The 26,279-nt window shown below is 71.2% G+C and carries 24 protein-coding genes; 7 read left to right on the top strand and 17 right to left on the bottom strand.

Annotated features, from left to right (window positions below):
* Positions 1–245 precede the first annotated feature (245 nt).
* Positions 246–1,040, top strand: coding sequence for an SGNH/GDSL hydrolase family protein (locus tag ACIBJG_RS25120; protein WP_399310607.1), 795 nt, complete (start codon positions 246–248; stop codon positions 1,038–1,040).
* Positions 1,041–1,128: 88 nt separating this feature from the next.
* On the opposite strand, the gene ACIBJG_RS25115 is transcribed toward ACIBJG_RS25120, so the two are convergent.
* Together ACIBJG_RS25115 and ACIBJG_RS25110 are read right to left on the bottom strand one after the other, a co-directional pair.
* Positions 1,129–1,542 carry a nuclear transport factor 2 family protein gene (locus ACIBJG_RS25115; RefSeq protein ID WP_399310605.1) on the bottom strand — a complete coding sequence of 138 codons (414 nt, stop codon included), beginning with the start codon at positions 1,540–1,542 and terminating at the stop codon, positions 1,129–1,131.
* Between the two features lie 75 nt (positions 1,543–1,617).
* Positions 1,618–2,466, bottom strand: coding sequence for a class I SAM-dependent methyltransferase (locus ACIBJG_RS25110; RefSeq protein ID WP_399310603.1), 849 nt, complete (start codon positions 2,464–2,466; stop codon positions 1,618–1,620).
* Between the two features lie 62 nt (positions 2,467–2,528).
* Between ACIBJG_RS25110 and ACIBJG_RS25105 the strand changes: the two genes are divergently transcribed.
* Together ACIBJG_RS25105 and ACIBJG_RS25100 are read left to right on the top strand one after the other, a co-directional pair.
* Positions 2,529–4,376, top strand: a complete 1,848-nt coding sequence (locus tag ACIBJG_RS25105; RefSeq protein WP_399310602.1) for a S9 family peptidase — start codon at positions 2,529–2,531, stop codon at positions 4,374–4,376.
* 83 nt (positions 4,377–4,459) lie between these two features.
* Positions 4,460–5,329 carry an SURF1 family protein gene (locus tag ACIBJG_RS25100; RefSeq protein WP_399310600.1) on the top strand — a complete coding sequence of 290 codons (870 nt, stop codon included), beginning with the start codon at positions 4,460–4,462 and terminating at the stop codon, positions 5,327–5,329.
* 29 nt (positions 5,330–5,358) lie between these two features.
* Here ACIBJG_RS25100 and ACIBJG_RS25095 read toward each other — a convergent pair whose 3' ends face one another.
* From ACIBJG_RS25095 to ACIBJG_RS25060, 8 genes are all read right to left on the bottom strand, one after another.
* Positions 5,359–6,555 carry a hypothetical protein gene (locus ACIBJG_RS25095; RefSeq protein ID WP_399310598.1) on the bottom strand — a complete coding sequence of 399 codons (1,197 nt, stop codon included), beginning with the start codon at positions 6,553–6,555 and terminating at the stop codon, positions 5,359–5,361.
* Between the two features lie 92 nt (positions 6,556–6,647).
* A complete protein-coding gene (locus ACIBJG_RS25090) occupies positions 6,648–7,223 on the bottom strand; it encodes a SigE family RNA polymerase sigma factor (protein ID WP_323178042.1) in 576 nt (191 codons plus the stop codon).
* Between the two features lie 359 nt (positions 7,224–7,582).
* Positions 7,583–8,647: an aspartate-semialdehyde dehydrogenase gene (locus tag ACIBJG_RS25085; protein WP_399310596.1), complete on the bottom strand. Its 1,065-nt coding sequence runs from the start codon at positions 8,645–8,647 to the stop codon at positions 7,583–7,585.
* Positions 8,644–9,915, bottom strand: coding sequence for an aspartate kinase (locus tag ACIBJG_RS25080; RefSeq protein ID WP_328894868.1), 1,272 nt, complete (start codon positions 9,913–9,915; stop codon positions 8,644–8,646). Before ACIBJG_RS25080 ends, ACIBJG_RS25085 begins: the two co-directional genes overlap by 4 nt.
* A 211-nt stretch (positions 9,916–10,126) precedes the next feature.
* A complete protein-coding gene (locus ACIBJG_RS25075; RefSeq protein WP_399310594.1) occupies positions 10,127–10,678 on the bottom strand; it encodes a GNAT family N-acetyltransferase in 552 nt (183 codons plus the stop codon).
* Positions 10,679–10,834: 156 nt separating this feature from the next.
* Complete coding sequence (locus ACIBJG_RS25070) at positions 10,835–11,494, bottom strand: DUF5063 domain-containing protein (RefSeq protein WP_399310592.1); 660 nt, start codon at positions 11,492–11,494, stop codon at positions 10,835–10,837.
* Between the two features lie 101 nt (positions 11,495–11,595).
* Complete coding sequence (recR, locus tag ACIBJG_RS25065) at positions 11,596–12,195, bottom strand: recombination mediator RecR (RefSeq protein WP_266780167.1); 600 nt, start codon at positions 12,193–12,195, stop codon at positions 11,596–11,598.
* Positions 12,196–12,273: 78 nt separating this feature from the next.
* On the bottom strand, positions 12,274–12,609 hold the full coding sequence (locus ACIBJG_RS25060) for a YbaB/EbfC family nucleoid-associated protein (protein ID WP_399310804.1): 336 nt from the start codon (positions 12,607–12,609) through the stop codon (positions 12,274–12,276).
* A 377-nt stretch (positions 12,610–12,986) separates the two neighbouring features.
* Here ACIBJG_RS25060 and ACIBJG_RS25055 point away from each other — a divergent pair, with 377 nt between their 5' ends.
* Complete coding sequence (locus ACIBJG_RS25055; RefSeq protein WP_399310590.1) at positions 12,987–13,781, top strand: SLATT domain-containing protein; 795 nt, start codon at positions 12,987–12,989, stop codon at positions 13,779–13,781.
* Between the two features lie 77 nt (positions 13,782–13,858).
* Here the strand turns inward: ACIBJG_RS25055 and ACIBJG_RS25050 are convergent, their stop codons facing one another.
* The 3 genes from ACIBJG_RS25050 to ACIBJG_RS25040 all read right to left on the bottom strand — a co-directional run bounded on the left by ACIBJG_RS25050 (position 13,859) and on the right by ACIBJG_RS25040 (position 16,872).
* Positions 13,859–14,509 (bottom strand): hypothetical protein, encoded by a 651-nt coding sequence (locus tag ACIBJG_RS25050; RefSeq protein WP_399310588.1) that lies wholly within the window; start codon positions 14,507–14,509, stop codon positions 13,859–13,861.
* A gap of 179 nt (positions 14,510–14,688) precedes the next feature.
* Entirely contained in the window at positions 14,689–15,444 is a 756-nt protein-coding gene (locus ACIBJG_RS25045; RefSeq protein WP_399310586.1) for a GntR family transcriptional regulator, read from the bottom strand.
* Between the two features lie 66 nt (positions 15,445–15,510).
* On the bottom strand, positions 15,511–16,872 hold the full coding sequence (locus tag ACIBJG_RS25040) for an aspartate aminotransferase family protein (protein WP_399310584.1): 1,362 nt from the start codon (positions 16,870–16,872) through the stop codon (positions 15,511–15,513).
* Between the two features lie 198 nt (positions 16,873–17,070).
* Here ACIBJG_RS25040 and ACIBJG_RS25035 point away from each other — a divergent pair, with 198 nt between their 5' ends.
* On the top strand, positions 17,071–19,131 hold the full coding sequence (locus tag ACIBJG_RS25035; protein ID WP_399310582.1) for a serine/threonine-protein kinase: 2,061 nt from the start codon (positions 17,071–17,073) through the stop codon (positions 19,129–19,131).
* An 18-nt stretch (positions 19,132–19,149) separates the two neighbouring features.
* On the opposite strand, the gene ACIBJG_RS25030 is transcribed toward ACIBJG_RS25035, so the two are convergent.
* Positions 19,150–19,326 (bottom strand): hypothetical protein, encoded by a 177-nt coding sequence (locus ACIBJG_RS25030; RefSeq protein WP_399310580.1) that lies wholly within the window; start codon positions 19,324–19,326, stop codon positions 19,150–19,152.
* A gap of 82 nt (positions 19,327–19,408) precedes the next feature.
* Complete coding sequence (dnaN, locus tag ACIBJG_RS25025; RefSeq protein ID WP_399310579.1) at positions 19,409–20,533, bottom strand: DNA polymerase III subunit beta; 1,125 nt, start codon at positions 20,531–20,533, stop codon at positions 19,409–19,411.
* Positions 20,534–20,924: 391 nt separating this feature from the next.
* On the opposite strand from dnaN, the gene ACIBJG_RS25020 reads away from it, so the two are divergent.
* The gene (locus ACIBJG_RS25020; RefSeq protein ID WP_399310802.1) at positions 20,925–22,385 is read left to right on the top strand and encodes a helix-turn-helix domain-containing protein; all 1,461 of its coding nucleotides are present in this window, start codon (positions 20,925–20,927) and stop codon (positions 22,383–22,385) included.
* A gap of 70 nt (positions 22,386–22,455) precedes the next feature.
* On the opposite strand, the gene ACIBJG_RS25015 is transcribed toward ACIBJG_RS25020, so the two are convergent.
* Both ACIBJG_RS25015 and ACIBJG_RS25010 read right to left on the bottom strand, forming a co-directional pair.
* On the bottom strand, positions 22,456–23,349 hold the full coding sequence (locus ACIBJG_RS25015; RefSeq protein ID WP_399310577.1) for a glycoside hydrolase family 19 protein: 894 nt from the start codon (positions 23,347–23,349) through the stop codon (positions 22,456–22,458).
* 132 nt (positions 23,350–23,481) lie between these two features.
* Positions 23,482–24,429: a glycoside hydrolase family 19 protein gene (locus ACIBJG_RS25010; protein WP_399310801.1), complete on the bottom strand. Its 948-nt coding sequence runs from the start codon at positions 24,427–24,429 to the stop codon at positions 23,482–23,484.
* Between the two features lie 231 nt (positions 24,430–24,660).
* On the opposite strand from ACIBJG_RS25010, the gene ACIBJG_RS25005 reads away from it, so the two are divergent.
* The gene (locus ACIBJG_RS25005) at positions 24,661–26,196 is read left to right on the top strand and encodes a substrate-binding domain-containing protein (protein WP_399310576.1); all 1,536 of its coding nucleotides are present in this window, start codon (positions 24,661–24,663) and stop codon (positions 26,194–26,196) included.
* Positions 26,197–26,279 lie beyond the last annotated feature (83 nt).

Here is a 26,279-nt window from a genome sequence, read left to right as displayed (position 1 = left end):
CCGCTCCGTCTCCGCTCCGTCTCCGCTCCACCGCCTACGAAGTGATGAGCGGGCGGCCCTCAAACCTTTGTTTCAGGGCGAGTTACAGGTTTATCTACGCGCGGAGCTATGACTCCCGAATGATCATTCGGGCAAATCCGGCACGTTCCCGCATGGCTATTACCGGTGGGTACTCGGAGCTGCTAGAACAGGTGACGTTCCATCAACCCCCCACCCACCCCCCACACTTCGGAGGGCTGACAGCTATGTCAGTACGGAGATTCTGGGCGTCCGCATCCACTCTGCTCCTCGCCGCAGCGGCTGCTCTCGGCATGGCTCAGCCGGCTTCGGCCGCCGCCGGCGGGTACGTCGCCCTGGGCGACTCGTACTCGTCCGGCGTCGGCGCCGGGAGCTATCTGTCGGACAGCGGTGACTGCCGCCGCAGCACCAAGTCCTACCCCTACCTGTGGGCGGCGGCGAACTCCCCTTCGTCGTTCGCCTTCGTCGCCTGTTCGGGCGCCACCACCAGCTCCGTGGCCAGCGGGCAGCTCGGTTCGCTGAGCTCGTCCACCTCACTGGTCAGCGTCACCGCGGGCGGCAACGACGTCGGTTTCGCCGACGTCATGCAGGACTGCGTGCTGTCCGGCGAGGCCACCTGCGTCGCCAGCGTCAACACGGCCGTCGGCCAGATGAACAACACGCTGCCGTCCCGGCTGGGTTCGCTCTACGCGTCGATCCACTCCAGGGCTCCGCAGGCACACGTCGTGGTGCTGGGCTACCCGCGCTTCTACAAGATCGGCGGCAGCTGCATCGCCGGTCTCACGGAGAAGGAGCGCACCGCGATCAACAACGCGTCCGACGTACTGAACGGCGTCATCGCCAAGCAGGCGGCGAACGCCGGATTCACCTTCTCCAGCGTGGTCGACGAGTTCACCGGGCATGAGCTCTGCTCCGGTGATGCCTGGATCCACAGCGTCTCGATCCCGGTCTACAACTCGTACCACCCCAAGGCCGTGGGACAGTCGAACGGCTATCTGCCCGCCTTCCGTTCGGTCGCGTAGGGCCTGAACGGTCGCGGCGGCGCGGCATCGCTTCGGAGTTCCCGGCTCCGGAGCGGTGCCGCGCCGCTGTCGCGCTCGGGGGCCACCCTCAGTACCGCTCGACCAGGTGCCCCCGGCCTGCCGGGGGCTCGTACGGTTCTGGCCAGAAGTCGGTGATCTCGCTGATCCGGCCCTGCGCGTCGAACGTGAAGAAGTGGACGGCGAGCGACTCCTGCCCGTTGTCCGTGATCAGCGTCCGGACGGCGACCTGCCGCCCGCCCGGGTCGGCGACGATCCGCTCGACGCGCACCCGCCAGTCCCCCGGGTACTCCCTGTTGAACGCCATGTACCGCGCCTTGCCGCGAATGCGCTCGCGGGTCTGCGGCAGGTCGTACAGCACCTCGTCCGCGAGTGTCGTCGCGAAGGTGTCCCAGTCACGGAGGTCGGCCGCGGTCCAGTAGCGCTCGACCGTGGCACGCAGATCAGCCGTGGAATCAGCAGTCGAATCAGCAGTCGTGGTCATGGTCCGAGTCTGGACCCCGCCACTGACAACCGGTCCCGCACTCGAGGAACGGCCCCGCCCGACCGTCCCGTTGCGCTACCGGCGACTGCCTCGTTCGTCCGGCCGGGTCGCCTTGACCGAGTACATCAGCGGGATGCGCGGCCGGTCCGCCGGGAAGCGGTAGAAGCCGTCCGACCGGCGCTCCAGCACCGGGAAGCGGGCGAAGAGCGAAGCGTCGTGCTCGTGCAGGAACTCGATCCGCAGACCGGCCGCGGCCAGCGCGGAGACCACACTGCCCACCGGGTGCTGCCATTCGACGCTGCGGTTGCGGACGGTCGGCGCGTCGAAGTCCGCGTACGTGCCCGGCGTCTCGTCCACCCACGCGTCGCGGGAGAAGTAGTCGTGCACGACTGTCGAACCGGTCGCGTCGTCGAGGCAGTCGGTGAGCGGATGGAACTCCGCCAGGTAGAGGAAACCGCCGGGCGCAACGAGTGAGGCCGCTGTCTCGGCCCAGCGGTCGATGTCGGGCAGCCAGTTCAGCGCGCCTATGCCCGTGTAGACGATGTCGTACGAGGAGTCCGGCACGGCCTCGGCCGCGTCGTGGACGTCGGCGGCGACGAACGCCGCCCGGTCCGGACCCAGGCCCAGCTCCCGGGCGAGCGAGCGGGCGGTCTCGACGGCCGGTTCGGAGAAGTCGAGGCCGACGACCTGCGCGGCACCGTGCCGGGCCCAGGAAAGGGTGTCGACACCGATGTGGCACTGCAGGTGCAGCAGCGTCCGGCCGGTCACGTCCCCGACCTCGGCCAGCTCGAAGTCCCGCAGGGCGTCCTTGCCCGCACGGAAGGAGTCGAGGTCGTAGAAGTCGCTGTCGGCGTGGATGGGCACACGCTCATCCCACATCGCGCGGTTGGCCTCGCGCCAGTCGGCAGGTATGGGAGCAGGCATGTCGGCGAGGTTATCCACAGGCTGCGGACGACGCGAACGGATTGTCGGCCCTCCGGCGCAGAATGGGGGGCATGACTGAGAGCACTGGTGCGACGAACGGTTCGGTCCCCGCGTGGGAGCAACGATTCCGGGCCCCCCGGGTGTCGCTGCCCGACTGGGCGGAGGACGCGCCGGACCGCGCGCTGTTCGTGTCCAACGCGACGGGGACCTACGAGCTGTACGCATGGGACCGGTCGACGGGCGAGCAGCGCCAGGTGACCGACCGGCCGAACGGGACGACGGACGGCGTGCTGCCGCCGGACGGCGAGGCCGTCTGGTGGTTCAGCGACACCGACGGGGACGAGTTCGGGGTGTGGATGCGCCGGCCGTTCAGTGCCGGGAGCGAGGAAGCGGTGGACGAGCCGGCGGCTCCCGGTCTCGACCCCTCGTACCCGGCCGGGCTCGCGATCGGACGGGACGGGACCGCGGTGATCGGCCGTTCGACGGACGAGGACGGCACGACGGTCCACGTCGTACGGCCCGGGGCGGCGCCCGTGGAGATCTACCGCCACCGCGAGTCGGCGGGGGTGGGCGACCTGTCGCACGACGGCTCGCTGATCGCGCTGGAGCACACCGAGCACGGCGACGCGATGCACTCCGCGCTGCGCGTGGTGCGGCCCGACGGCACCACGGTCGCGGAGCTCGACGACACCGAGGGCGGCACGAAGGAGCTCGGCCTCGCGGTCCTCGGCTTCGCGCCGGTCGCCGGGGACACCCGGCTGCTGGTCGGCCACCAGCGGCGCGGCCGCTGGGAGCCGATGATCTGGGACCCGGTCGCGGGCACGGAGACGGACCTCGCCATCGACCTGCCGGGCGATGTGGGCGCCGAATGGTACGCGGACGGTTCCGCGTTGCTGGTCGAGCACGGCTTCGAGGCCCGCAGCGAGCTGTGGCGGTACGAGCCGGCCGCGGCCGACGGGGCCCTGGTGCGGGTGGAGACGCCCACCGGTTCGGTCTCGGGTGCCACGGCCCGGCCGGACGGCACGGTGGAGTACCTGTGGTCGTCGGCAGCCGAGCCGCCCGTCGTCCGCTCCACGACCGGGGCGGTGGTGCTCGACCCGCCCGGCGCGAAGGCCCCTGAGTCGGTCCCGGTCGAGGACGTGTGGGTGGACGGCCCCGGGGGCCGTGTCCACGCACTCGTCCAGCGGCCGGCCGCTCCGGCCGAGGGCCCGTTCCCGACCGTCTTCGAGATCCACGGCGGCCCGACCTGGCACGACAGCGACGCCTTCGCGGCCGGACCGGCCGCCTGGGTGGACCACGGCTACGCCGTCGTCCGGGTCAACTACCGCGGCTCGACCGGCTACGGGCGGGCGTGGACGGACGCGCTCAAGCACCGGGTCGGCCTGATCGAGCTGGAGGACATCGCGGCGGTGCGGGAGTGGGCGGTGAAGTCCGGCCTCGCGGACCCGGCGAAGCTGGTCCTGGCCGGCGGCTCCTGGGGCGGCTATCTGACGCTGCTCGGCCTCGGCACACAGCCCGGCGACTGGGCCGTGGGTCTGGCCGCCGTCCCGGTCGCGGACTACGTCACGGCGTACCACGACGAGATGGAGGGCCTGAAGGCGATGGACCGCACCCTGCTGGGCGGGACTCCGGAGGAGGTGCCCGAGCGGTTCGAGGCCTCGTCGCCCCTCACCTACGTCGACGCCGTGCGGGCGCCCGTCTACATCTCGGCGGGCGTCAACGACCCCCGCTGCCCGATCCGTCAGGTGGAGAACTACGTCGACCGGCTGAAGGGCCGCGACGCCGTGCACGAGGTCTACCGGTACGACGCGGGGCACGGCTCGCTCGTCGTGGAGGAGCGCATCAAGCAGGTCCGCCTGGAACTCGACTTCGCCCGACGCCACCTGGGAGACCCGGCCGAACGCGCTTAGCGGTGGCGTAGGGAGCGCGTAAAGGACGTCGTCCGGGGTGCCCCCGCTCCGGGGAGCCGGAGCGGGGACCGTACCGTGGAGGGGTGTACCGGTTCCTGCTGACCCCGCGATGGTGGGGAATCAACCTCTTCGTCGTGCTGGCCATCCCGTTCTGCGTGTTCATGGGCACCTGGCAGCTCGGCCGCTTCGAGGACCGCGTGCAGACGCACGAGGCCGCCGAGAAGCAGCCCGCACCCGGCACGCTGGCCGCCGAGCCGCTCGACGAGCTGCTGCCCGTCGACACGGTGACCTCCGGCCGCCCCGCCACCGCGAGCGGCCGGTACGCCGATCAGTTCCTGGTGCCCGGCCGGAAGCTGGACGACCGCAGTGGCTTCTACGTGCTGGACATGCTGCGCACGGACAGCGGCAAGGCCCTGCCGGTGGTGCGGGGCTGGCTGCCCGGGAAGGCGGGGCAGACCCCGGTCCCGGCCGCGCCGACCGGCCTGGTCACCGTGACCGGCGACCTCCAGGCCTCGGAGAACACGGGCACGGACGGCGTGGACTCGAAGGGCGGCCTGCCCGACGGCCAGGTCGGCATGATCAGCGCCGCGTCCCTGGTCAACCTCGTGTCGTACGACGTGTACGACGCCTGGGTGACGCTCCAGGACACCGACGCCCGCACGGGTACGTCCGGGACCGGAGCGTCCGGGACCGGCACATCCCGGACCGGTGATGCCACCCGCACCGACACCCCGGGCAAGGGTGGGGGCGAGCTGCGTCCGGTACCGGCCGCCGCTCCGCAGAACAGCGGGCTCGACCTGAAGGCGTTCCAGAATCTCGGTTACACGGGTGAGTGGTTCGTCTTCGCCGCGTTCGTCGTCTTCATGTGGTTCCGGCTGCTCCGGCGCGAGGCCGAAGCCGCCCGTGACCTGAAGCTCGGCCTGATCGCCGACGAGGACACCCCCGCGAGCTGACCGCCCGCGCCGCCCGCCCCGCCCCGCGCCTACGACGTGGGTTCAAGCACGCCCGTCCGGTAGATCGTGCCCGCGCAGGCGTTGGGGATCGTCGTCTCGGCGACCGGCGCCCCCGGTTCCGGCGTGTGCATCACGGAGACGGTGCCCTTGGCCGCGCCGTCGCCCTCGTCGCTGCCGAACTGCGTCTCCGTACCCCCTTCGCCCTCCCCGGTCCCGCTGCCCGTCGTGGAGCCGACCGCGCCCCCGGTGCTGCCGGCCGCTCCGTCCGTGGGCGTCGGAGAGGGTGAACCGCCGGTGGTCGGGCAGGTCTCCTGGGGCACCCAGGCGAACTGCACCTCGTAGACCATGGCCGGCTTCAGGAGGACCGTCGCCTCCTCCTGGGCAGGATCGGGCAGCCCGGACGCCGGGTCCCCCTGGGTGTGCCGGACGACCACGATCTTGGCCGGGTCGGCCGCACCCGTCGCCGCGAAGCCCACCGTGCCGCTGCTGCTCACCGAGCAGTTCTTGCCGGACACGTTGGCGATGCGGAAGCTCCCGTACACCGTGCCGTCGGCACCGGCCGCACCGGTGCCGGCCGAGGCGACCCCGAGCTGGTCGGGAGTGCAGGCCGGCATGGCGGCCTGCGCGCTGGCGGCCGGGTCGTCCGCGGAGCCGCCGTTCGTCTTCTCGCCCGCGTCCTGGCCGCTGCTGTCGGACGGGGTGACGGTGCTGTCCGGGAGGCCCTGGGTACCGCTCTGCTGCCCCTCGCCGCCGCCGGTGCCGCCCCCGTTGCCGGATTCCGCGCCGGGTTCCTCGCCGTTGCCGCCCTGCGCCTGCTCGCCGTGACCGGCGATGGCGGGGCTGGCGGTGGTGGAGCCCTCGGAGTTGGCCACATGGACGAAGGCGGGGACCGCGGTACCGATCAGCAGAGCCGCCGCCGCCACCCCGACCAGCGCCTGCCGGCGCCGCGCCCGCCGGGCGGGCACCGCGCGGAACAGGTGGTCGAGGGTTCCGTCGCTCGGTTCGAGGTCCCGCACGGCGCCGTGCATCATCCGGCGCAGCGCGGCCTCGTCGAGCGGGTCACCACCGAAGCGGCCAGCACCCGGACCGAAGAGGCCGGCAGCACCGATGGAGGACAAGGAACCACCGGCGCCACCGACAGCATCGGCACCACCGGCAGCATCCGGGTGCGCGCCCTCCCCTGGGTCGCCGTCCGTGTGCGGGGTGTTCTCCGGCCCGTGGTTCACAATTCCGTTTCCAGTCCGGTCATGCCCATGTCCGTGAGCGGGCCGGCGCCGGTCCCCGTCTCCGGTCCCGTGCTCGTCGTCGTGACGCCTGCTCATGCCTGCGCCTCCATCACCACGCGCAGCGCCGCGATGCCGCGGGAGCCGTACGCCTTCACCGAACCCAGGGATATCCCCAGCGTCTCGGCGACCTGCGCCTCGGTCATGTCCGCGAAGTAGCGCAGCACCAGCACCTCCCGCTGGCGCCGTTGCAGGCCCCGCATCGCCTTGATCAGCGCGTCCCGCTCCAGCTGGTCGTACGCCCCCTCCTCCGCGCTCGCCATGTCCGGCATGGGCTTGGAGAGCAGCTTCAGCCCGAGGATGCGACGGCGCAGCGCGGAGCGGGAGAGGTTGACGACGGTCTGACGCAGGTACGCGAGCGTCTTCTCCGGCTCACGTACCCGGTTGCGCGCCGAATGCACGCGGATGAACGCCTCCTGCACGACGTCCTCACAGGACGCCGTGTCGTCCAGCAGCAGGGCGGCGAGGCCGAGCAGCGAACGATAGTGGGCGCGGTAGGTCTCGGTGAGATGGTCGACGGTGGTTCCGGCTGCCACGCTCTCCTCAGCGCCCTCGCGCTGCGACGGCAGCCCCGCAGGTCGTGCCGCGGGCATGGGCGCGATCACCGGCATACCACCGGACGCGCGGGGCCGTCTGAGCGGTCGCACCGAAGCGCCGCGCAGGGGGCCCACCACTGTGATATCGAGAACCTCTGCCACGCCAGTTGGACACGTTTCCCCCCGTCAGGGTTGTACGCATACGACACCGCGTTTGACACCATGCGAAATGCCCTCATACGTACCCGCTCTTCCCCAAATGCCCCGAATATGCGGCCCGTTATGCAAGAAGTGACCGCTGAGACGCCTGCCACCCGACCGGCGGTTGCAACGGGCCGATAGGTCATCGTCGGCTACCGCGACACCCCAGCTCAAGAGGTTCAGACCAGCAACTTGCTCACAGGGCGTTCACAGAGCGTACAAAACAGGTTCGATCAGGACCGGGGAAAATCGGCAGCCACCGCTTCGGCGATCTGCGCCACGTTCAGCGCCGCTCCCTTTCGGAGGTTGTCGCCGCAGAGGAAGAGTTCCAGTGCCCTGGGGTCGTCCAGCGAGCGACGGACCCGGCCGACCCACGTCGGATCGGTGCCCACCACATCGGAAGGGGTCGGGAAATCGCCGGCGCCCGGGTTGTCGTACAGCACCACGCCCGGCGCGGTGGCCAGGATCTCGTGGGCCCGGTCGACCGCGACCTCGTTCTCGAAGCGGGCGTGCACGGACATCGAGTGTGTGGCGATCACGGGCACGTACACGCAGGTCGCCGAGACCTTCAGGTCGGGCAGGTCGAGGATCTTGCGGCACTCGTCACGGATCGCCAGCTCCTCGGACGACCAGCCGTCGCCCGCGTCCGTGCCGGCCCACGGCACGACGTTCAGGGCGACGGGTGCGGCGAACGGACCGCCGTCCGTGTCGCCCACGACACGGCGCACGTCGCCCGGCTTCGTACCGAGTTCGGTACCGGCCACCATCGAGAGCTGTTCGCGCAGCACGGCGACGCCGTCGCGCCCGGCCCCGCTCACCGCCTGGTAGGAGGAGACGATCAGCTCCCGCAGCCCGAACTCGGCGTGCAGGGCACCGACCGCGACGATCAGCGACAGCGTCGTGCAGTTCGGGTTCGCGACGATGCCGCGCGGCCTGATCCGTACGGCATGGGGGTTGATCTCGGGCACGACCAGCGGGACGTCGCCGTCCATCCGGAACGCGGCGGAGTCGTCGATGACGACGGCGCCCTTCGACGCGGCGAGCGGTGCCCAGCGTGCGGACACCTCGCCGGGCACCAGGAAGAGCGCCACGTCGACGCCGTCGAAGACGTCCTCGGTGAGTCCGAGGACCTCGGCCTCCTCACCGCGCACGACCAGCTTGCGGCCGACGAGGCGCGGTGAGTCGATCAGCTTCACCTCGCCCCAGACATCCGCGTGCTCCGAGAGGATCTGGAGCATGACGCCGCCGATCGCCCCGGTCGCGCCGACGACCGCGAGCGAAGGGCGGCGTACGGTCATCGGCCGGTGCCCCCGTACACGACCGCCTCGTCGGAGTCGCTGTCGAGGCCGAAGGCGGTGTGCACGGCGCGCACGGCCTCGTTGACGTCATCCGCACGGGTGACCACCGAGATACGGATCTCGGATGTCGAGATCAGCTCGATGTTCACACCGACGTCGGACAGCGCCTCGAAGAAGCCCGCCGTGACACCCGGGTTGGTCTTCATGCCCGCGCCGACCAGGGAGATCTTCGCGATCTGGTCGTCGTAGCGCAGCGACTCGAAGCCGATGCCGGCCCGGTTGCGCTCCAGGGCGTCGATGGCCTTGCGGCCTTCCGCCTTGGGGAGCGTGAAGGTGATGTCGGTCAGACCGGTCGACGCGGCGGAGACGTTCTGCACCACCATGTCCATGTTGATCTCGGCATCCGCGATGGCACGGAAGATCGCGGCTGCCTCGCCCGGCTTGTCGGGCACGCCGACGACCGTGACCTTGGCCTCGGAGACGTCGTGGGCGACTCCGGAGATGATGGCGTGCTCCACCTGCTGGTCCCCTTGCGGCTCGTTGCTGACCCAGGTTCCGCGCAGTCCCGAGAAGGACGAGCGGACGTGGATCGGAATGTTGTAGCGGCGTGCGTACTCCACACATCGGTGCAGCAGCACCTTGGAGCCGGACGCGGCCAGCTCCAGCATGTCCTCGAAGGAGATCCAGTCGATCTTCCGGGCCTTCTTCACGACCCGCGGGTCGGCGGTGAAGACACCGTCCACATCGGTGTAGATCTCGCAGACCTCGGCGTCCAGTGCCGCCGCGAGCGCCACCGCGGTGGTGTCGGACCCACCGCGGCCGAGGGTCGTGATGTTCTTGCCCTCCTGGCTGACGCCCTGGAACCCGGCGACGATGGCGATGTTGCCCTCGTCGATCGAGGTCCGGATGCGGCCGGGCGTGACATCGATGATCCGCGCTTTGTTGTGGACCGAGTCGGTGATGACGCCGGCCTGGCTGCCCGTGAACGACTGGGCCTCGTGGCCCAGGTTTTTGATCGCCATCGCCAACAGGGCCATGGAGATCCGCTCCCCGGCGGTCAGCAGCATGTCGAACTCACGCCCTGCCGGCATCGGAGATACCTGCTCGGCGAGATCGATCAACTCGTCCGTCGTGTCACCCATCGCGGACACCACGACAACCACCTGGTTGCCGTTCTTCTTGGCGTCGACGACTCGCTTGGCAACCCGCTTGATGCCTTCGGCATCGGCTACGGAGGAGCCTCCGTACTTCTGCACGACAAGGCCCACGTGCGCTCCTCGCTCAATCCATTTATCGCGGTCGGCTCAGTTTAACGAGCAGTCCGGAAACGCCCCGTTGATATCACATGCTGAGATGTCCCGCTCACCACGTGATCATCGGCGTGTCGTCCCGAACTGCTCGTACGGGGCTGCTGCCCGCCGATCACCCGCCCACTCCCCTATGTGGCCCAGCCCACACACAGGGGCGGCGCAGTCGGCCTCAGCGCGCCGCGTCCGGCCACTCCTCGCGCAACATCGCGAACAGCACGGTGTCGTACCGCTTCCCCTTCACCAGGACGGTCTCCCGGCGCCGGCCCTCCTCCCGGAAGCCCGCCTTCGTGAAGGCGCGGACGGCCCGCTCGTTGCCGCTCCAGGTGTCGAGCTCGATCCGGTGCAGCGCGAAGGCCCCGAACAGGTGCCCCACCAGCAGCCGTAGCGCTTCCGAGCCGTACCCGCGTCCCCAGTGGTCCCGGCTGCCGATGGTGACGCCCACCGTGACCAGCCCGGCGAAGGGGTCCAGGTCCCGGTAGTCCACCATCCCGATCACCCCGCCGTCGGCCAGGTCCTCGACCGTGAAGACGGCCGAATCCCTCGGGACCAGCCGCAGCATCGTCTCGAAGGCGATCCCGATGGCTTCCGCCGTGACCGGACCGAAGACCGGGTCACCGCCCGTGGCCCAGTGGACCACCTCCGGGTCGTTGCGCCACAGGAGGTGATGTTCCGCGTCCTCCGCGCGCAGGGCGCGGAGTCTTACCGACGTACCTTCGATCATCCGGTGATCGTAAATCCTGAGCGGCCACGCGGCGATCCTGTTTCCGCACCGCCGAGCCGGAGCCCTCGCGTACGAAGAGCAGTACGAGAGGGCCGCACGAGAGGGCCGCACGAGAGGGCCGCGCGAAGAGACGTACAGAGGCCGTACGAGGAGCCCCTACTTCACCGGCCGCAGCCCGAGCGGCCCCGCGATCTCCTCGACCATCACGCGCCCCGCCTCCTCGGCCAGGTCGTCGTCGCCGGCGTCCTGGTCGGTGTCCAGGCCGTCGAGCTCCTGGAGGGGCTGGTTCAGCCGGATGTGGGCGATCAGGGACTGGAGCGCGCGCAGGGCGGCGGAGGCGGTGGAGCCCCAGTTGGAGAAGTAGGAGAACTGCCACCACCACATGGCCTCCGTGGTGCGGTCCTCCTCGTAGTGGGCCAGGCCGTGGCGCAGGTCCGTGACCAGGTCGGCCAGGTCGTCGGAGATGCGCGCCGGGACCGGGGCCTTGCGGGGCTCGTACGGGTCGAAGACCTCGGAGTAGACGTCGATCGGCTCCAGCAGGGCTGCGAACCGTTCGCGCAGGCCGTCCGCGTCCGGCTCGGCGCCCAGGTCCGGCTCGTAGCGCTCGTCGGGAAGGATGTCCTCGTACGCGCCCAGCCGGCCGCCGGCCAGCAGGAGCTGGGAGACCTGGAGGAGCAGGACCGGGACGGCCTCCTCGGGCTCCTCGGCCTTGGACACCTCGGTGACCGCGACGATGAACGTCTTGATCTGGTCGGCGATCTGGACCGCGAAGTCGTCGGGGTCCTGCGTGACAGTGTTCAGCGTGGCGTCAGACATCGAGGAGACCTCCCGTGGGCACGGTCGCAGACGGTGAGTAGAAGATAGCTGCGCTGAACGTAAAGCCGCCGTGAGACCACCGGTCAACGGCCGGAGGGCGATCAGACATCGAGCAGCCGCCTCCCCTCGAAGGCGCGGCCGAGGGTGACCTCGTCCGCGTACTCCAGGTCGCCGCCCACCGGCAGGCCGCTGGCCAGCCGGGTGACGCGCAGGCCCATCGGCTTGACCATCCGCGCCAGGTACGTCGCGGTGGCCTCGCCCTCCAGGTTGGGGTCGGTCGCCAGGATCAGTTCGGTGATGGAGCCGTCGGCGAGACGGGCCAGCAGCTCGCGGATGCGCAGATCGTCCGGGCCGACGCCCTCGATGGGGCTGATCGCCCCGCCCAGGACGTGGTAGCGGCCCCGGAACTCACGGGTCCGCTCGATCGCCACGACGTCCTTCGGCTCCTCGACCACGCAGATGACCGTCCGGTCCCGGCGCGGGTCGCGGCAGATGCCGCACTCCTCCTGCTGCGCCACGTTGCCGCAGACGGCGCAGAAGCGGACCTTGTCCTTGACCTCCAGCAGCGCATGGGCGAGACGGCGCACATCCGTGGGCTCGGCCTGCAGGATGTGGAAGGCGATCCGCTGCGCGCTCTTGGGACCGACGCCGGGCAGCCTGCCCAACTCGTCGATGAGGTCCTGAACCACGCCTTCGTACAACGGAACGCCTTTCGGGCCGGGTCGGCTGCGTCGTGGTACGTACCGTAGGGGGTACGTACGCTCTTGGGTATGTCCGCGTCAGAAGGGGAGGCCGGGCATGCCGCCCAGGCCCTGGGTCAGCGGGCCCAGCTTCTGCTGCTGCAGGTGCTGGGCGTTTTCGTTCGCCGCCTGGACCGCCGCCACTACGAGGTCCGCGAGCGTCTCGGTGTCCTCCGGGTCCACCGCCTTCGGGTCGATCACCAGGCCGCGCAGTTCGCCGGAGCCGGTGACCGTCGCCTTCACGAGGCCACCGCCCGCCTGGCCGTCGACCTCGGTCCTGGCCAGCTCCTCCTGAGCCTCCGCGAGGTCCTGCTGCATCTTCTGGGCCTGCTGAAGCAGCTGCTGCATATTGGGCTGACCACCACCGGGAATCACGGTCACTCCAGGCATTTCGACGACAAATGTTTCGGTAAGCCGAGCCTACGTGCTCCCCGGGCAGCGCGCCCCACCCGCTGGCGAGCAACTCTTTCGAGTGAGTTCGGGCGGACCGTGGCAGGACTCCTATACCTGACCAGAGGCCCTGTGCACCCAGGAATACCGCGATTCCGACCCCACGGCCCACCATTCGGCGGTAGGAAGGGGTGCGTCCCGGTACACGCACACACATCTCCCGTCACGCAAGGTTACGGACGGGGGACTGCGGGTCGCGCCGGGCCAGTGAGCAGTGAGTGCACAGGGAGCAGAGATCCGCCCATCGTCGAGTACGCGGTCGAGAACACGCGTCGCTATGCAGCATGCAGAGGAGTACCCCGGTGAGTCAGCCGGAGATGCAGCCCGAAGGGCCGCCCCGCAACGAATCCGGTGTGCCCGGTCCGGCCACTTCCTCCGGTGCGGGTTCCGGCGCTCGGAGCCGTGAGGCGCAGGGCAGGGACCTGACCGGAACGCCCTTCCCGCTCGGCGACTGGGGCGAACCCGCCCAGCGGCTCGACGAGCTGTACCGATGGGTCGAGGCCGATGCGCTGCGCACCGCAGACTGGTATCTGGGCGACCGGGTGTGGAAGCGGCGCGGCGCCAGGGTGCTGCGGATGGGGACCGCGGCGGGGGCAATCGCGGGTGCCGCGCTGCCGCTGCTCGACCTGACGGGCGCGCTGCACGGCGCCGCGGGCTGGGGATATCTGTCGCTGCTGCTGGGCGCCGCGTGCATGGCTTGCGACCGGTACTTCGGCCTGACCTCGGGCTGGATAAGGAATCTCGCCACGGCGCAGGCCGTACAGCGGCGCCTCCAGGTGCTCCAGTTCGACTGGGCGTCGGAGTGCGTGCGCGAGGTGCTCGGCCCGGCCGAGGGGACGGCGAGCGAGGCGGCCGAGCGGTGTCTGGGGGTGCTGCGGCGCTTCTCGGAGGACGTGACGGAGCTCGTACGGTCGGAGACCGCGGACTGGATGGTGGAGTTCCGGGCCGGTCCCGCGCCGATGGGGATGCAGGCGCTGGTATCCGGCGGTTCGGGCGGCGGGCGCACGGAGCCCGGGGCCCAGCCGGGAAGGTTCCCGCTGCAGTCGATGAGCCGGCCCAACATGCCGCGGCAGCGGCCGCCGGAGTCCCCGCGGTGACCGGTCACCGGTGAGCACCGCGGGGAGCGGCGGGGTCCGCTGCCCTCAGCAGGGTGGGGCCGGCACACGACAGCCCTTCAGCTGAAGATGATCATCGAGCCCTGGGCGAGACTGCGGGTGACCGCCGCGTGCAGGCCGAGCCAGACGTGGCGTTCCCGGGCGAACGGGTTGTCGTCGTACGGGATCGGCCCCGCCGGTTCCTCCAGCGAGGTGGGCGCGGCGGGCGGCAGCGGGGCCGGGGGCGGGTTGGCCGGATCGATGCCGATGGACGGGGCGACGTACTGAAGCTCCCGCAGCAGTCCGTGCGCCGAGCCGAGCGGCCCGCCGCCCTCCAGCAGGGCGTCGGTGGACAGCGGCACGGAGAAGTCCACGGGGACGTACGCGCCCGCGTGGTCGTAGTGCCACACCAGGTGCGACTGCTGAGCGGTCGGCTCGAACATCTCCAGCAACTGCTCGTAGTCCCCGCCCAGTTCGTCGACGGGGGTGACGGCGAGGCCGCTGAGAAGGAGGAGGTGGGCGCGGCGCAGGAAGTGCAGCGCGTCGTAGTCGAAACCCGCGACCGGGGCCACGTCACCGGTCAGTCCGGGCATGTACGCGTAGACGGGCACGGGCGGCAGCCCTGCCTCGACGAGCGCTTTGTCGTAGACGGCTATCTCTTCGGCGAAGGGGTTGTCGGGGCTGTGGCACAGCACATCGACGAGGGGGACCAGCCACAGGTCACAGGCCACGAAGTCTCGCTCTCATGCGGGGATGCGTGCGGTGGTGCGATGGTCGGGACAGCGTAATGCGGTCGGGACGTCGCGGACAGTGGCCCATCGGGACGGACTCGGCACGGACGGACTCGGCACGGTTCGCCATTGGTCCGGGTGGTCCGGGTGGTCCGGGTGGTCCGGGTGGTCCGGGCCTGTCAGGGCCGCGGACGGGCCGGGTCCGCGGGCCCGTCCGGTCGCGGCTCGTGTCCCGGATGGGTCGGATCTCCGGCCGCCAGCCGGTCCGCCCAGCTCAGCGCGTGGTTGTTGTAGTCCTCGACAGCCACGCGCAGGGCCTCGCGGTCGCGGTGCGAGATCGCGGCGACGAGTTCGGGGTGCCCGTTCCACAACCAGTCCCGTACGTCGGCGTCGCCGCGCAGGTACGGCACGGCGAACACCCAGGCCTGGACGCGCAGCCGGTGGAGGAAGTCCGTGATGTAGCTGTTGCCGACGAGTGCGCCCAGCTCGCGCCAGAAGCGCAGGTCGTAGCCGATGAGGATGTCCAGGTCGCCGCCGCGCGCCGCACGGGAGGCCTCCTCGGCCCGTCGGCGTACGGATACGAGCGCGTCCCGGTAGCGGGTCTGCTGCCCCGGCGCGGGGGGCGGGCCCCGGAAGACGTCCCGGATGACCCCGTCCATGACCAGGGTGCGGGCCTCCACCATCGCGCGGTAGTCCGCCACGGTGAACTCGTGGACCCGGAACCCGCGGTGCTGGTCCGATTCGAGCAGCCCCTGCGCGGAGAGGTCGAAGAGCGCCTCGCGGACGGGCGTCGCGGAGACGCCGTACTGCTCGGCGATCTGCTTGACGGTGAACTCCCGTCGCGGCTGCAAACGCCCGGCAAGCACCTCGTCACGCAACGCGTCCGCGATCTGCTGCCGCAGCGTACTGCGGGTGACCGCTCCGCTCGCGCGCATGGCGCCCCTCCCCATTTCGGCCTCGGGTCACCTTAGACGAGGTGGAAGGGGAGGGGCGCGGCAGCGTTACGCGGTGTGCTGGTCGGCCACCGACAGCGCGGCGTCGAGAGCGGCCAGGCCCTCCTTGGCCTCGGCCTCGGTGACGTTGCAGGCAGGAACGGCGTGCGTGCGGTTCATGTTGATGAAGGGCCACAGCCCGCATCTCTTCGCCGCGGCGCCGAAGGCCGCCATCGGCGCGTTGGCCTCGCCCGTCGCGTTGTACGGGACCAGCGGTTCGCGGGTCTCCTTGTTACGGACCAGCTCCAGCGCCCAGAACGCGCCGAGGCCGCGGACCTCACCGACCGACGGATGGTTCTCGGCGAGCTCGCGCAGGCCGGGGCCGAGGACGCTCTCGCCGATGTGGGCGGCGTTCTCGATGACCTTCTCGTCCTCCATCACATGGATGGTGGCCACGGCGGCGGCGCAGGCCAGCGGGTGTCCGGAGTAGGTGAGGCCGCCCGGGTAGGGGCGCGTCTCGAAGGTGGCGGCGATCTCGGCGGAGATGGCGACGCCACCGAGCGGGACGTACCCGGAGTTGACGCCCTTGGCGAAGGTCATCAGGTCGGGGGTGACGTCGAAGTGGTCCGCGGCGAACCACTTGCCGGTGCGCCCGAAACCGGCCATGACCTCGTCGAGGACGAAGACGATGCCGTACCGGTCGCAGATCTCGCGGACACCGGCGAGGTAGCCGGGCGGCGGCGTCATGATGCCGGCCGTGCCCGGAATGGTCTCCAGGATGATCGCGGCGATGGTCGACGGCCCCTCGTAGGCGAGGGTGTCCTCCAGGTGCTGGAGCGCGCGGGCGCACTCCTCCGCCTCGGTCTCGGCGTAGAACGGCGAGCGGTAGAGGAACGGGGCCCAGAACCGTACGACGCCCGCGGAACCGTTGTCCGACGCCCAGCGGCGCGGGTCGCCGGTCAGGTTGATCGCGGTGGAGGTGGCGCCGTGGTACGAGCGGTAGGCGGAGAGCACCTTCGTACGGCCGGTGTGCAGCCGGGCCATCCGGACGGCGTTCTCGACGGCCTCGGCACCGCCGTTGGTGAAGAAGATCTTGTCCAGGTCGCCGGGGGTGCGCTCGGCGATGAGGCGGGCGGCCTCGGAGCGCGACTCGATCGCGAAGGCGGGCGCGAAGGTCGTCATCTTCCCCGCCTGCTCCTGGATCGCGGCGACGACGGTGGGGTGCTGGTAACCGATGTTGGTGAAGACGAGGCCGCTGGTGAAGTCCAGGTAGCGGTTGCCGTCGTAGTCCCAGAAGTACGACCCCTCGGCGCCGGCGACGGCGAGCGGATCGATCAGGCCCTGGGCGGACCAGGAGTGGAACACGTGCGCGCGGTCGGCGGCCTTGACGGCCGCACCGGCAGCGGAGTCGACAGGGGGATGAGGGGTCATGCGACGAGCGTAGGCGGCGCCGGGCGGCGCCCGGTATGGCCACCTTGTATGGCGTGGGCCTCATGGTTCGGCAGGGTGTCGGGTCGCCGCGGGGCGACGTCCCCGGACCACCCGCCCACCGGCCCCCCGCCCGGGCTGCCCGCGCCGCTATTCTCGACCCCGTCCGGCGTGTCGCCGTACGGGGGAGGACTGCACACCATGGAGAAGCTCGGGTCCACCGATCCGCAACGCATCGGTGCCTACCGCCTGCTGGGGCGGCTCGGCGCAGGCGGCATGGGCCAGGTGTACCTGGCCCGCTCGGACCGCGGCCGCGTGGTCGCGCTCAAGCTGGTCCGCGGGGAACTCGCCGCACAGCAGGAGTTCCGCGACCGGTTCCGGCAGGAGGTGCAGGCCGCCCGCCGGGTCGGCTCCACCTGGACCGCCCCCGTGCTGGACGCCGACACCGAGGCCGCCGTGCCGTGGGTCGCCACCGGCTATGTCGCCGGCCCCTCCCTCCAGTCCACCGTCTCCGGGCGCGCGACCACGTCGGCCGGCCCGGCCCCGGGGGCGTACGGGCCGCTGCCCGACCGCTCGGTCCACATCCTGGGGACCGGCCTCGCCCACGCGCTCCGGGCCATCCACACCGCCGGGCTCATCCACCGCGACCTCAAACCGTCCAACATCCTGCTGACGATCGACGGCCCGCGCGTCATCGACTTCGGCATAGCCCGGGCGCTCGACACCATCACGGACGGCGGTCTCACCCGCACCGGCGCCCTGGTCGGCTCGCCCGGCTTCATGTCGCCCGAGCAGGTGCGCGGCGAGCGCGTGACCACGGCCTGCGACGTGTTCTGTCTGGGGTCGGTGCTGGCGTACGCCTCGACCGGGCGCCTCCCGTTCGGCGCGGCGGCCAGCGGGGTGCACGCGCTGCTGTTCCGGATCGCGCAGGAGGAACCCGACCTGACCGGGGTGCCGGTCGATCTCGTGGAGCTGGTCCAGGACTGCCTGCGCAAGGAGCCGGGGGCTCGTCCGTCGACGGACGAGATCCTGGAACGGCTGGACGAGGGCGACACCGCCGAGCCCTGGCTTCCGGGCGCGCTCATCGCCCAACTCGGCCGCCACGCGGTGGGCCTGCTGGACTCCGAGGACCCGACGGACGCGGCGCCCAGCGACGCGGTCCCTGGCGACGCCGTCCCGAGCGACGCCGGGCCGAGCGGCTCGGAGCCGGCCGCCGCCGGGCCGGCATCGGTTACGGCACCGATTCCGACGCCGGTTCCCACACCTGATCCGACACCTGATCCGACACCTGATCCGACACCTGGACCGACACGGGCACCCGCCGATTCCGCCCCGTCGGCGCCTGCCGTGCCCCCCGTACCTCCGGGGCACTCCGTGGCCGGCGCGCTCCCCACCATGGTCGAGCCTCCCACGCCCGCCACCCCACCGGCCGCCGCCTCGCACGCCGCCGAACCGCCGGCGCCCGCAACGCCCTCGCCCCCGTACGGCTACCCGCAGCTGCCCGCCCAGCCGCTCCCGGGCCAGGGATACGGCATCCCGCAGCAGCCGAACCCCAACCAGGGCTACGCGTACGGCTATCCGCAGCAGCCGGGCTTCGGCCACACGCCCCCGTACGGCCCGCTCCACCCGACCGGCGTCCAGCCTCCCGTCCCCGCGCCCGCGCGCCGGAGCGCCGGCTCGACCATCGCTCTCGTCGCGATCGCGGTGCTCGTCGCCATAGGGGCCGGCGGGTCCGTCTACGCGCTCATGAACGACCGCGGGACGGGAACGACGGCCTCCCCCACCGATTCGACCGATCCCTCCCCGGGGGACCACTCCTCCAACTCCCCCTCCCCGGACGGCCCCCAGGACTCGTCGCCCGGAACCGACGGGCGGAACGGAGACGACGGCCAGGACGAGGACGGCCTCGTCCCGGAGGGCTATCTGGGCAGCTGGTCGGCCGGCATCGACAACGCCGGCGGTCACTCCACCCGTGAACTCGTCATCCAGCAGGGCCAGGTGGGCGACGCGGTCCTCACCCTCACCGCGGAGGGCCCGCTCGACACCGGCGGCACCTACCGCTGCGTCTTCGAGGCCGACCTCGCGGCCGAACCGTCCGAGGGCGCACCCGTCAGTCTCGGCCCGTCCACGGTGACGGAGGGCGAACCGACGACGTCCTGCACCCCGGGCGGCTCCACCACCCTCACCCTGCTCCCGGACGGCACCCTGAGCCGCGTGAACACGGACTCCGGCGAGAAGCTCACGTACACGAAATCCGGCTGAACCGGACCGGGCCGCGCGTCAGACCAGCCCTCGCCACACGAGGCCGACGCCGACGGCCAGGACGGCCACCGCGGTCAGGACACTCGTGTACGGGATGAAGCGCCGCAGCGAGGGCAGCCGGCGCTCGGCCAGGGCGGCGACCCTGTTCCCACCGCCGGAGAGCAGCAGCCCGGCGGAAGTGAGGGTGAGCGCCATCCCGATGCCGTAACCGATGACGCCCTTCGCGGGTCCGGCCGGGCACCGTGCGCACTGCCGCCCGCCCCTGCTCCCGCGCTCCCTACACCAGCGGCTTGACCGACATGAGCAGGTGCTGATGGGCCCCTTCCGCAGGGTCCGTCGCGTCCTCGCGCGTCGCGTGCCCGGTGACCATGGCGCGCTGCCCGGGGCCCATCAGGTGGAACCGGACGACCGGGGTGTCGAACGACGCCAACGCGTCCATCAGATAGGAAGGGTTGAAGGCGACCGCCAGCTCGTCCGTGCCCGAGAGGCCCGCGGGCAGCCGCTGGGACGCCACGTCGTCCTCGTACCCCGCCTGGAGAAGCACCGAGTCGCTGCGGAAGGCGAGTTGCAGCGGGCTGTCCCCGTCCGCCACCACCGAGACCCGCTTCACGGCCTCGACCAGCGGCTCGCGGTCGGTCACCGCCGTGACGGGGTCGGTCATCGCGAACAGCTTGTCGTGGCGCGGCAGTCGGCCGTCCAGGAGCCGGACCGTCGTACGCATCCCCTCCCGCTCGAAACCGGCCGAGCCGCCGTCCAGCGCGAGGCTGACCATGCCCGCCCGGCCGAAGGAACGGGCGATCTCGGTGAGTCTGCGGGCCGAGACGACCACGTCCGCCGCAACGTCCGCCCCCTCGGGCTTCCACGCGAGCCGGCGGACCGCGAAGCGGTACCGGTCCGTGGCCGCCAGCGTGATCCGGTCCCCGTCGAGCCCCAGCCGGATCCCGGTGAGCGTCGGCAGGGTGTCGTCCCGTCCCGCGGCCACCGCCACATCGGCGACGGCATCCGCGAACTCCTGGCCGTCCACCGCCCCGAGCACCTCCGGCAGCGGCGGCAGCGCCGGATAGTCGTCGAGCGGCAGGACCGACAGGCCGAAACCGGCGCCGCTGCCCGTCACCGTGAACCGGGACCCCTCGACCGCGCACTCCACGGCCCCCTCGGGCAGCACCCGGCACACGTCCAGCAGCCGGCGGCCCATGACCAGCACCCTGCCCGGCCGCACCGTCTCGGCCGACACCTCGATGCGGGCGGACGCCTCGTAGTCGAGGCCGGAGATGCGGAGCCGACCGTCCGCCGCCTCCAGCAGCAGCCCGCCCAGCACCGGCACGGGCGACCTCGTCGGCAGCACCCGCGCCGCCCAGGCCACGGCGTCCGCGAGCTCGCCTCGTTCGATCCGGAACTCCATGGTGGTGACCTCTCCTCACGCGCCGGCCGACTCCGGTCTCCGACGTTAAGGGGCACCACTGACAATGCGGTGAAAGGGCGGTTGCGGCCGACGACAGCGGCCACCCCCGTGAGCCGATGCCGTCGTCCCCCGCGCCTCTCCCCCGAAAGGCCCGCAACCGCGTTCGGACTCTAGGTTGCGGGGTAGGTGAGGGGAAGATTCAGTTCGCACTGTGTGGCGGGGCAGAGGTATCAGTTCGCACAGCCGAACCGGTACGCTGCACTCCGCTTCCTGGCAGGAGCGGTTGTTTCTGGCAGGAGCAGTTCTGGCAGGAGCAAGAGCAGGAACAGGGGACGGGGACGGGAGCGGCGGAGAAGTGCACGCGCGCAGGCGGGCGGACGACGTCATACGGATGCACGGTCTGGCGCGGTCGGGCGGCTCGCAGGAGCTGCTGCGCTGGGTCTCGGGGCGCGCGGACGGCTGGGCGGGGCTGCTCGGCGGCGACGGCACCGTTCTGCACGGCGTCGCCCGGGCCCCCGATCCGACGGGCGTGGGCTCGGCCGCTCTCGCCGCCGAGTGCGCCAGGGAGTTGACGGCGCTCGGCGCCCGTTCCTCCTCCTTCGACAAGGGCGCGCACACCGCACTGCTGTACTCACTGGACGCGCCACCGGACGTTGCCGCACCGGTACTCGCCGTGGTCGGCCGGCGTCCGCTGCCCGAGGGGCTGTCCACCCTCCTCGCCGACGCGGCCCTGCCGCTGGCCATGTGCTGGGCCGCCGAGACCGTCGAGCGCAAGCGCCGTCGCGTCGATCTCGCGGAGTCCCGCGGCAGGGAAGCGGTGCTGCACCTGCTGATGACCGGCCAGTTGTCGATCGCGCACCAGGGCGCCGGCGCCCTGAAGCCCAGCCTGCCGGACCCGGTCCGGGTCTGTGTCGTCGAGTGCTCGGGCCGCGACCGGGACGAGGTGGCCCGCATCTGTACGGACCTCTCCGGCGGGCGGTCCTGGATCGTGCGGTGCCCGGTGTACGCACGCCATCTGATACTCGTCGTGCCCGCGAGGCCCGGGCAGGCGGACGGACGGCTCGGACCACGGGTCGCCGCGGTGGTGAACGACTGCGTCGTCGGCATCAGCGAGGACGTGACGCTGGCCGACACGGCGACCGCGTACCGCCAGGCGTTCCACGCGCTCGCCGTCGCCCGCGGGCTGCCGGAGCGGCACGCCCACTTCGGCTCCGCTCCCGGACTCTCCCTGGTGGCCGGTGCCGAGGGTGCCCGGTGGGCGGACGCGCTGCTGGGCCCGCTGCTCGCCTATCTGCCGCGCCGCGGCCAGGACCCGGGCAGCCAGGAACTCGCGGCGACCCTCGCCTCCTGGCTGGCGTTCTCCTCGCACGCGACCGAGCACCTGAAGATCCACCGCAACACACTGGCCGCGCGGCTGCGGCTGATCGGCGAGCTGCTGGAGCTGGACCTGAACAAGGTCGCCGACCAGTCCGTGCTCGACCTGGCCCTGTCCATCCGTGCCACGCCGGCCCTGCCCCGGCCGGCCGGCGGCTCGCCGGGTCCCGTACCCACGCTGGACCGGATCCTGCGCACGCCGGCCGTCCGCTCCTGGGCGATGCAGCAACTGCGGCCGCTGGGCGACCGAGGTGCGGCCGGTGGCCCCACGTCTGCGCACACCACCCTGCGCACCTGGCTGGAGCACGAGGCCCAACTCGGCCCGGCAGCCGAGGCACTGAACATCTCCGTACCCGGCGCGCGCAAACGGCTGACCCGGCTGGAGACCGTGCTCCAGCGCTCGCTCCTGCGGACCCCCAGCGCCCGCTACGACCTGTGGCTGGCGTTCCGGGCGCTGGACCTCGCCGGCAGCGGATGACCACACGGAACGGGGGGCGCGCCGGGCTGTCGGGCCCGGCGCACCCCCCGCTCTCCGGGAGTTCAGCCGGTCAGCAGCTGAGGTTGGATCCGGCCGTGGTGCCGAGGATCTGCACGAAGGCCTGGTACTTGTCGATCCGGCTCTGGACCTGGGCGGGGTTGCCGCCGTTGCACTCGATGGAGCCGTTGATGGAGCGGATCGTCTCGCCGAATCCGGCGCTGTTCACCATGGCGTTGTGGGCCGTCATGGTGCCGGGGCCGTTCTGGGTGTTCCAGTACCAGAGGCCGGTCTTCCAGGCCACGGCCGCGTCCTGCTCGACCAGGTAGGGATTGCCCAGCAGGTCGATGCCGAGCGCGTCACCGGCCGCCTTGTAGTTGAAGTTCCAGCTGAGCTGGATCGGTCCACGGCCGTAGTACGCGGCCGTGCCGGCGGGGCAGCCGTAGGACTGGCTGGTGTCGCAGTAGTGCGGGTAGTTGGCCGTGTTCTGCTCGACCACGTACACCAGGCCGCCCGTCTCATGGCTGACATTGGCGAGGAAAGCCGCGGCCTCCTGCTTCTTCACCGTGTCACTGCCGGTGTTGGCGAAGCCCGGGTAGGCGCTCAGTGCGGCGGTCAGGCCACTGTACGTGTAGAAGGAACTGCGGCCCGGGAACATCTGGTTGAACTGCGCCTCGCTGACGACGAAGCCGTCGGACGAGCCCGGATCACCCGGGTCCGTACCGCCGCCTCCGCAGCCGCCCTGGTCGGCCCAGACGTCGGAGCTGCCGGGCTTCTCGTTCTGGGTCCACCACTTGGCGGTCCAGTTGTGCCCGTTGTACGAGGCGGCGCCTCCGCTCGTGTAGACGGAGGAGGAGTTCCAGGCAGCCGCGCACGCGGCCGCCGAGGCGGTGGTGGCGGGAAGGATGACGACCGTCGCGACGACCGCGACCAGCGCGGCGAGCAGGCCCATGATGCGTTTGATCATGCGAGCACTCCTTCGGCGCGGCGCACCGGACTCATCGGTGCGCCGCCATGGGGGGTGCTGACACTCAAGCGCTGTTGGTCTGGACCTGTCAAGGTCTAGACCAGAATCGGGATACCTTCACCCACCCGTTCGTCAACAGGTGAGCCGTGCACCGGGGTTCGTGCCGATGAGGCCGGTGATCCGTTCGTACGCGGCCACCCGCGCCCGCACCGACGCCGGGTTGCCGCCGTCGCACTCCAGGGAACCGTTGAGCGACCGGATCGTCTCCCCGAAGCCCGCGCCGCCGACCATCGCGTCGTGCGAAGTCATGGTGCCGGGCCCGTTCTGGGTGTTCCAGTACCAGAGCGCGGTCTGCCATGCGACCGACGGATCCTGCTCCACCAGCCACGGGTTGTTCAGCAGGTCGAGGCCGAGCGCGTCACCGGCCGCCTTGTAGTTGAAGTTCCAGCTGAACATGATCGGACCGCGCCCGTAGTACGCGGACTGCCCCGCCGGACAGCCGAACGGCCGGCTGTAGTCGCACTTGATCCAGTAGTTGGCCTCGTTGATCTCCTTCACGTACTGGAGACCGACCGACTCGAAGTCGGCGTGCGTCAGGAAGGCGGCGGCCTCCCGGCTCCTGGTCTCCTCGGTCCCGGTGTTCGCGAAGCGCGGGTAGGCGTGCAGGGCGTCGATCAGGCCCTGGTACGTGTAGAAGGGGGCGCGGTCCGGAAAGATCGCGCCGAACTCCGCCTCGCTGATGACGAAGTCGGAGCCCCCGCCCGTACAGGCGCCGAGGTCGGACCAGGCGGTGGTGGCGCCCGGATTCTCGTTCCTCGTCCACCACTTCGCCGTCCAGTTGCGGCCGTGATGCGCGACGGTGCCACCGGCCGTGTAGGCGGTCGAGGAGTCCCAGAGGGGCGCGCACGCGGCGCCCGCGCCGGTGCTGCTCGCGGGGACGGTGCTCACGGAAGCAGTACTCGAGGGGGCGGCGCTCGCGGGCACGGCACTCGCGGGGGCGGCACTCGCAGGGGCGGGGAGGAACGCCACCGTCGCGACGATGGCGCCCAGCGTGGTCAGAAGGCTCTTGATGCGGTTCAGCGCTGCTCACTCCTTCGACGGGTCGCCCCGACAGGCTCCGGCATGCCGCCCGGGCATCCCGACACCCAACCCCGATTGGTCTGGACCTGTCAAGGTCTGGACCAACCACCCCCTGCCCGAACGGCAGGCGAACACCTGGCGACAGGACCCCGTACTCACCACCGCCCGCGCCTCCCGATACATACGGTGACCCGCACCCGTACACGCGTACGACAGCCAGGGGGACGGACCGTGGAGTGGTTCAGCGCCGAGAACGTCGTGGCCGTACTCACCGCGGTGCTGGGCGTCCTCGCCTCCGTGGGCGTGCTCTGGTACGAACGTCGCGTACCGCGGCGCAAACGCGTCGGCTACCGAGTCCAGATGGACACGCCGATCGGCAGCGACGCCGGTCAGGCACGGGCCAACGTACGGCTCGGTCTCTTCGACGAGACCCCGGGCATGGCCGACGCCACCCTCGTCCTGCTCCGCATCGAGAACGACGGCTCGCAGTCCATCGCCCGCGGCGACTACACCGGACCGGACGAGCAACTCCACGGACTCGTGGTGGAGTTCACCGAACGGCGAGTGCGCGGCATCGCCGTCACCCACTCCCCCGGCGCCGACCACCTCATGGACCACTTCACCCCGTCCGCCGGGCTCCGCGGCAGCGGTTCCCTCATCCGCCTGCCACGCGTCCCGCTCAACCGGGGCGAGCACTTCAAACTCCTGGTCCTGCTCACCGGTTCACGCGTCGGCAGCCCCATCCGCATCACCGGTGGCATCCGGGACGGCGAGGTCCGGACGAACACCGCCGCCCGCCCGGACGAGAAGCCCCCGCTGTTCGGCACGGCAGCCCGGTTCATCACCGTGGCCCTGACCGTCTGCGTCATCACCCTGGCCTCGATCATCCTGGTGCGCGACGACACCCCGCCCCCGATCGGCTGCGCCCGCGGCGAGCTGACCGTGACCGGCTCCACCGCCTTCGAGCCCGTCCTGGACGAACTGGCGGAGAAGTACGGCAAGGCGTGCGACGGGGCCACCGTCACCGTGGACCCGCACGGCAGCACCGCCGGGATAAGGGAACTGGCCGAACGGGGCGCCGAGGCCGGGAAGTCCGGCTCGCCCGCCCTCGTGGCCCTCTCCGACGGCCCCAAGCCGAGCGGCTTCCCGCAGCTGCGCGAGAACCGCGTCGCCGTCTCGCTCTTCCGCCTCGTCGTGAACGACAAGGTCCCACTGAAGCACCTCACCCGTGACACGATCCGCGCCATCTACCGCGGCGACATCCGCAATTGGGAGGAGCTCGGCGGCCCGGACCTTCCCGTACTCCTGGTCAGCCGGGACGCCAACTCCGGTACCCGCGAGGTCTTCCAACGCCGGGTCCTGGGCCGCAACGAACCCGCCCAGTCCTCCCGCGACTGCACCACGAAGGACGACCCCGAGGCCCCGGTCATCCGCTGCGAACTCGACTCCACCGACCAGGTCCTGGCCGAGGTCGGCCGGCTCGACGGCGCGATCGGCTACAGCGAACTGCGTTCGGGCACCAAACCCGCCGGGGCGCACCAGATCTCCATCGACGGCGCCGCCCCGTCCGTCGACACGATCGGCACGAGCAGCTACCCGTACCGGGAGATCGAGTACGCGTACACCTACGGCAGCCCGCCCGCCGACTCGCTGGCCTCCAGTTTCCTCTCCTACCTCAGCCGGGGCAGCGGCCAGGACGTCATCCGCACCCACGGCCACCTGCCGTGCGCGACACCGGAGGGACTACGGATCTGCGGGGAGGACTGAGGACTGAGCACCGAGGACTGAGGACTGAGGGCGGACTGAGCGCCGAGGACTGAGGGCGGGCATGCGGGAGGGCCGGGGCGCAT

The sequence above is a fragment of the Streptomyces sp. NPDC050422 genome, from assembly GCF_044458665.1.
Lineage (GTDB): Bacteria > Actinomycetota > Actinomycetes > Streptomycetales > Streptomycetaceae > Streptomyces.
This window is presented reverse-complemented; position numbering and strand designations above follow the sequence as displayed.

Bases quoted from the DNA above. Each gene is read 5' to 3' on its own strand.
- ACIBJG_RS25015 (WP_399310577.1), bottom strand. From the start codon at position 23,349: ATGATCAAACGCATCATGGGCCTGCTCGCCGCGCTGGTCGCGGTCGTC.
- ACIBJG_RS25120 (WP_399310607.1), top strand. From the start codon at position 246: ATGTCAGTACGGAGATTCTGGGCGTCCGCATCCACTCTGCTCCTCGCC.
- ACIBJG_RS25045 (WP_399310586.1), bottom strand. From the start codon at position 15,444: ATGCGCGCGAGCGGAGCGGTCACCCGCAGTACGCTGCGGCAGCAGATC.
- ACIBJG_RS25075 (WP_399310594.1), bottom strand. From the start codon at position 10,678: ATGATCGAAGGTACGTCGGTAAGACTCCGCGCCCTGCGCGCGGAGGAC.
- ACIBJG_RS25030 (WP_399310580.1), bottom strand. From the start codon at position 19,326: ATGGCGCTCACCCTCACTTCCGCCGGGCTGCTGCTCTCCGGCGGTGGG.
- ACIBJG_RS25035 (WP_399310582.1), top strand. From the start codon at position 17,071: ATGGAGAAGCTCGGGTCCACCGATCCGCAACGCATCGGTGCCTACCGC.
- ACIBJG_RS25085 (WP_399310596.1), bottom strand. From the start codon at position 8,647: ATGACCGTACGCCGCCCTTCGCTCGCGGTCGTCGGCGCGACCGGGGCG.
- ACIBJG_RS25020 (WP_399310802.1), top strand. From the start codon at position 20,925: ATGCACGGTCTGGCGCGGTCGGGCGGCTCGCAGGAGCTGCTGCGCTGG.
- ACIBJG_RS25070 (WP_399310592.1), bottom strand. From the start codon at position 11,494: ATGTCTGACGCCACGCTGAACACTGTCACGCAGGACCCCGACGACTTC.
- dnaN (WP_399310579.1), bottom strand. From the start codon at position 20,533: ATGGAGTTCCGGATCGAACGAGGCGAGCTCGCGGACGCCGTGGCCTGG.
- ACIBJG_RS25115 (WP_399310605.1), bottom strand. From the start codon at position 1,542: ATGACCACGACTGCTGATTCGACTGCTGATTCCACGGCTGATCTGCGT.
- ACIBJG_RS25040 (WP_399310584.1), bottom strand. From the start codon at position 16,872: ATGACCCCTCATCCCCCTGTCGACTCCGCTGCCGGTGCGGCCGTCAAG.
- ACIBJG_RS25105 (WP_399310602.1), top strand. From the start codon at position 2,529: ATGGGGGGCATGACTGAGAGCACTGGTGCGACGAACGGTTCGGTCCCC.
- ACIBJG_RS25090 (WP_323178042.1), bottom strand. From the start codon at position 7,223: ATGCCGGTGATCGCGCCCATGCCCGCGGCACGACCTGCGGGGCTGCCG.
- ACIBJG_RS25110 (WP_399310603.1), bottom strand. From the start codon at position 2,466: ATGCCTGCTCCCATACCTGCCGACTGGCGCGAGGCCAACCGCGCGATG.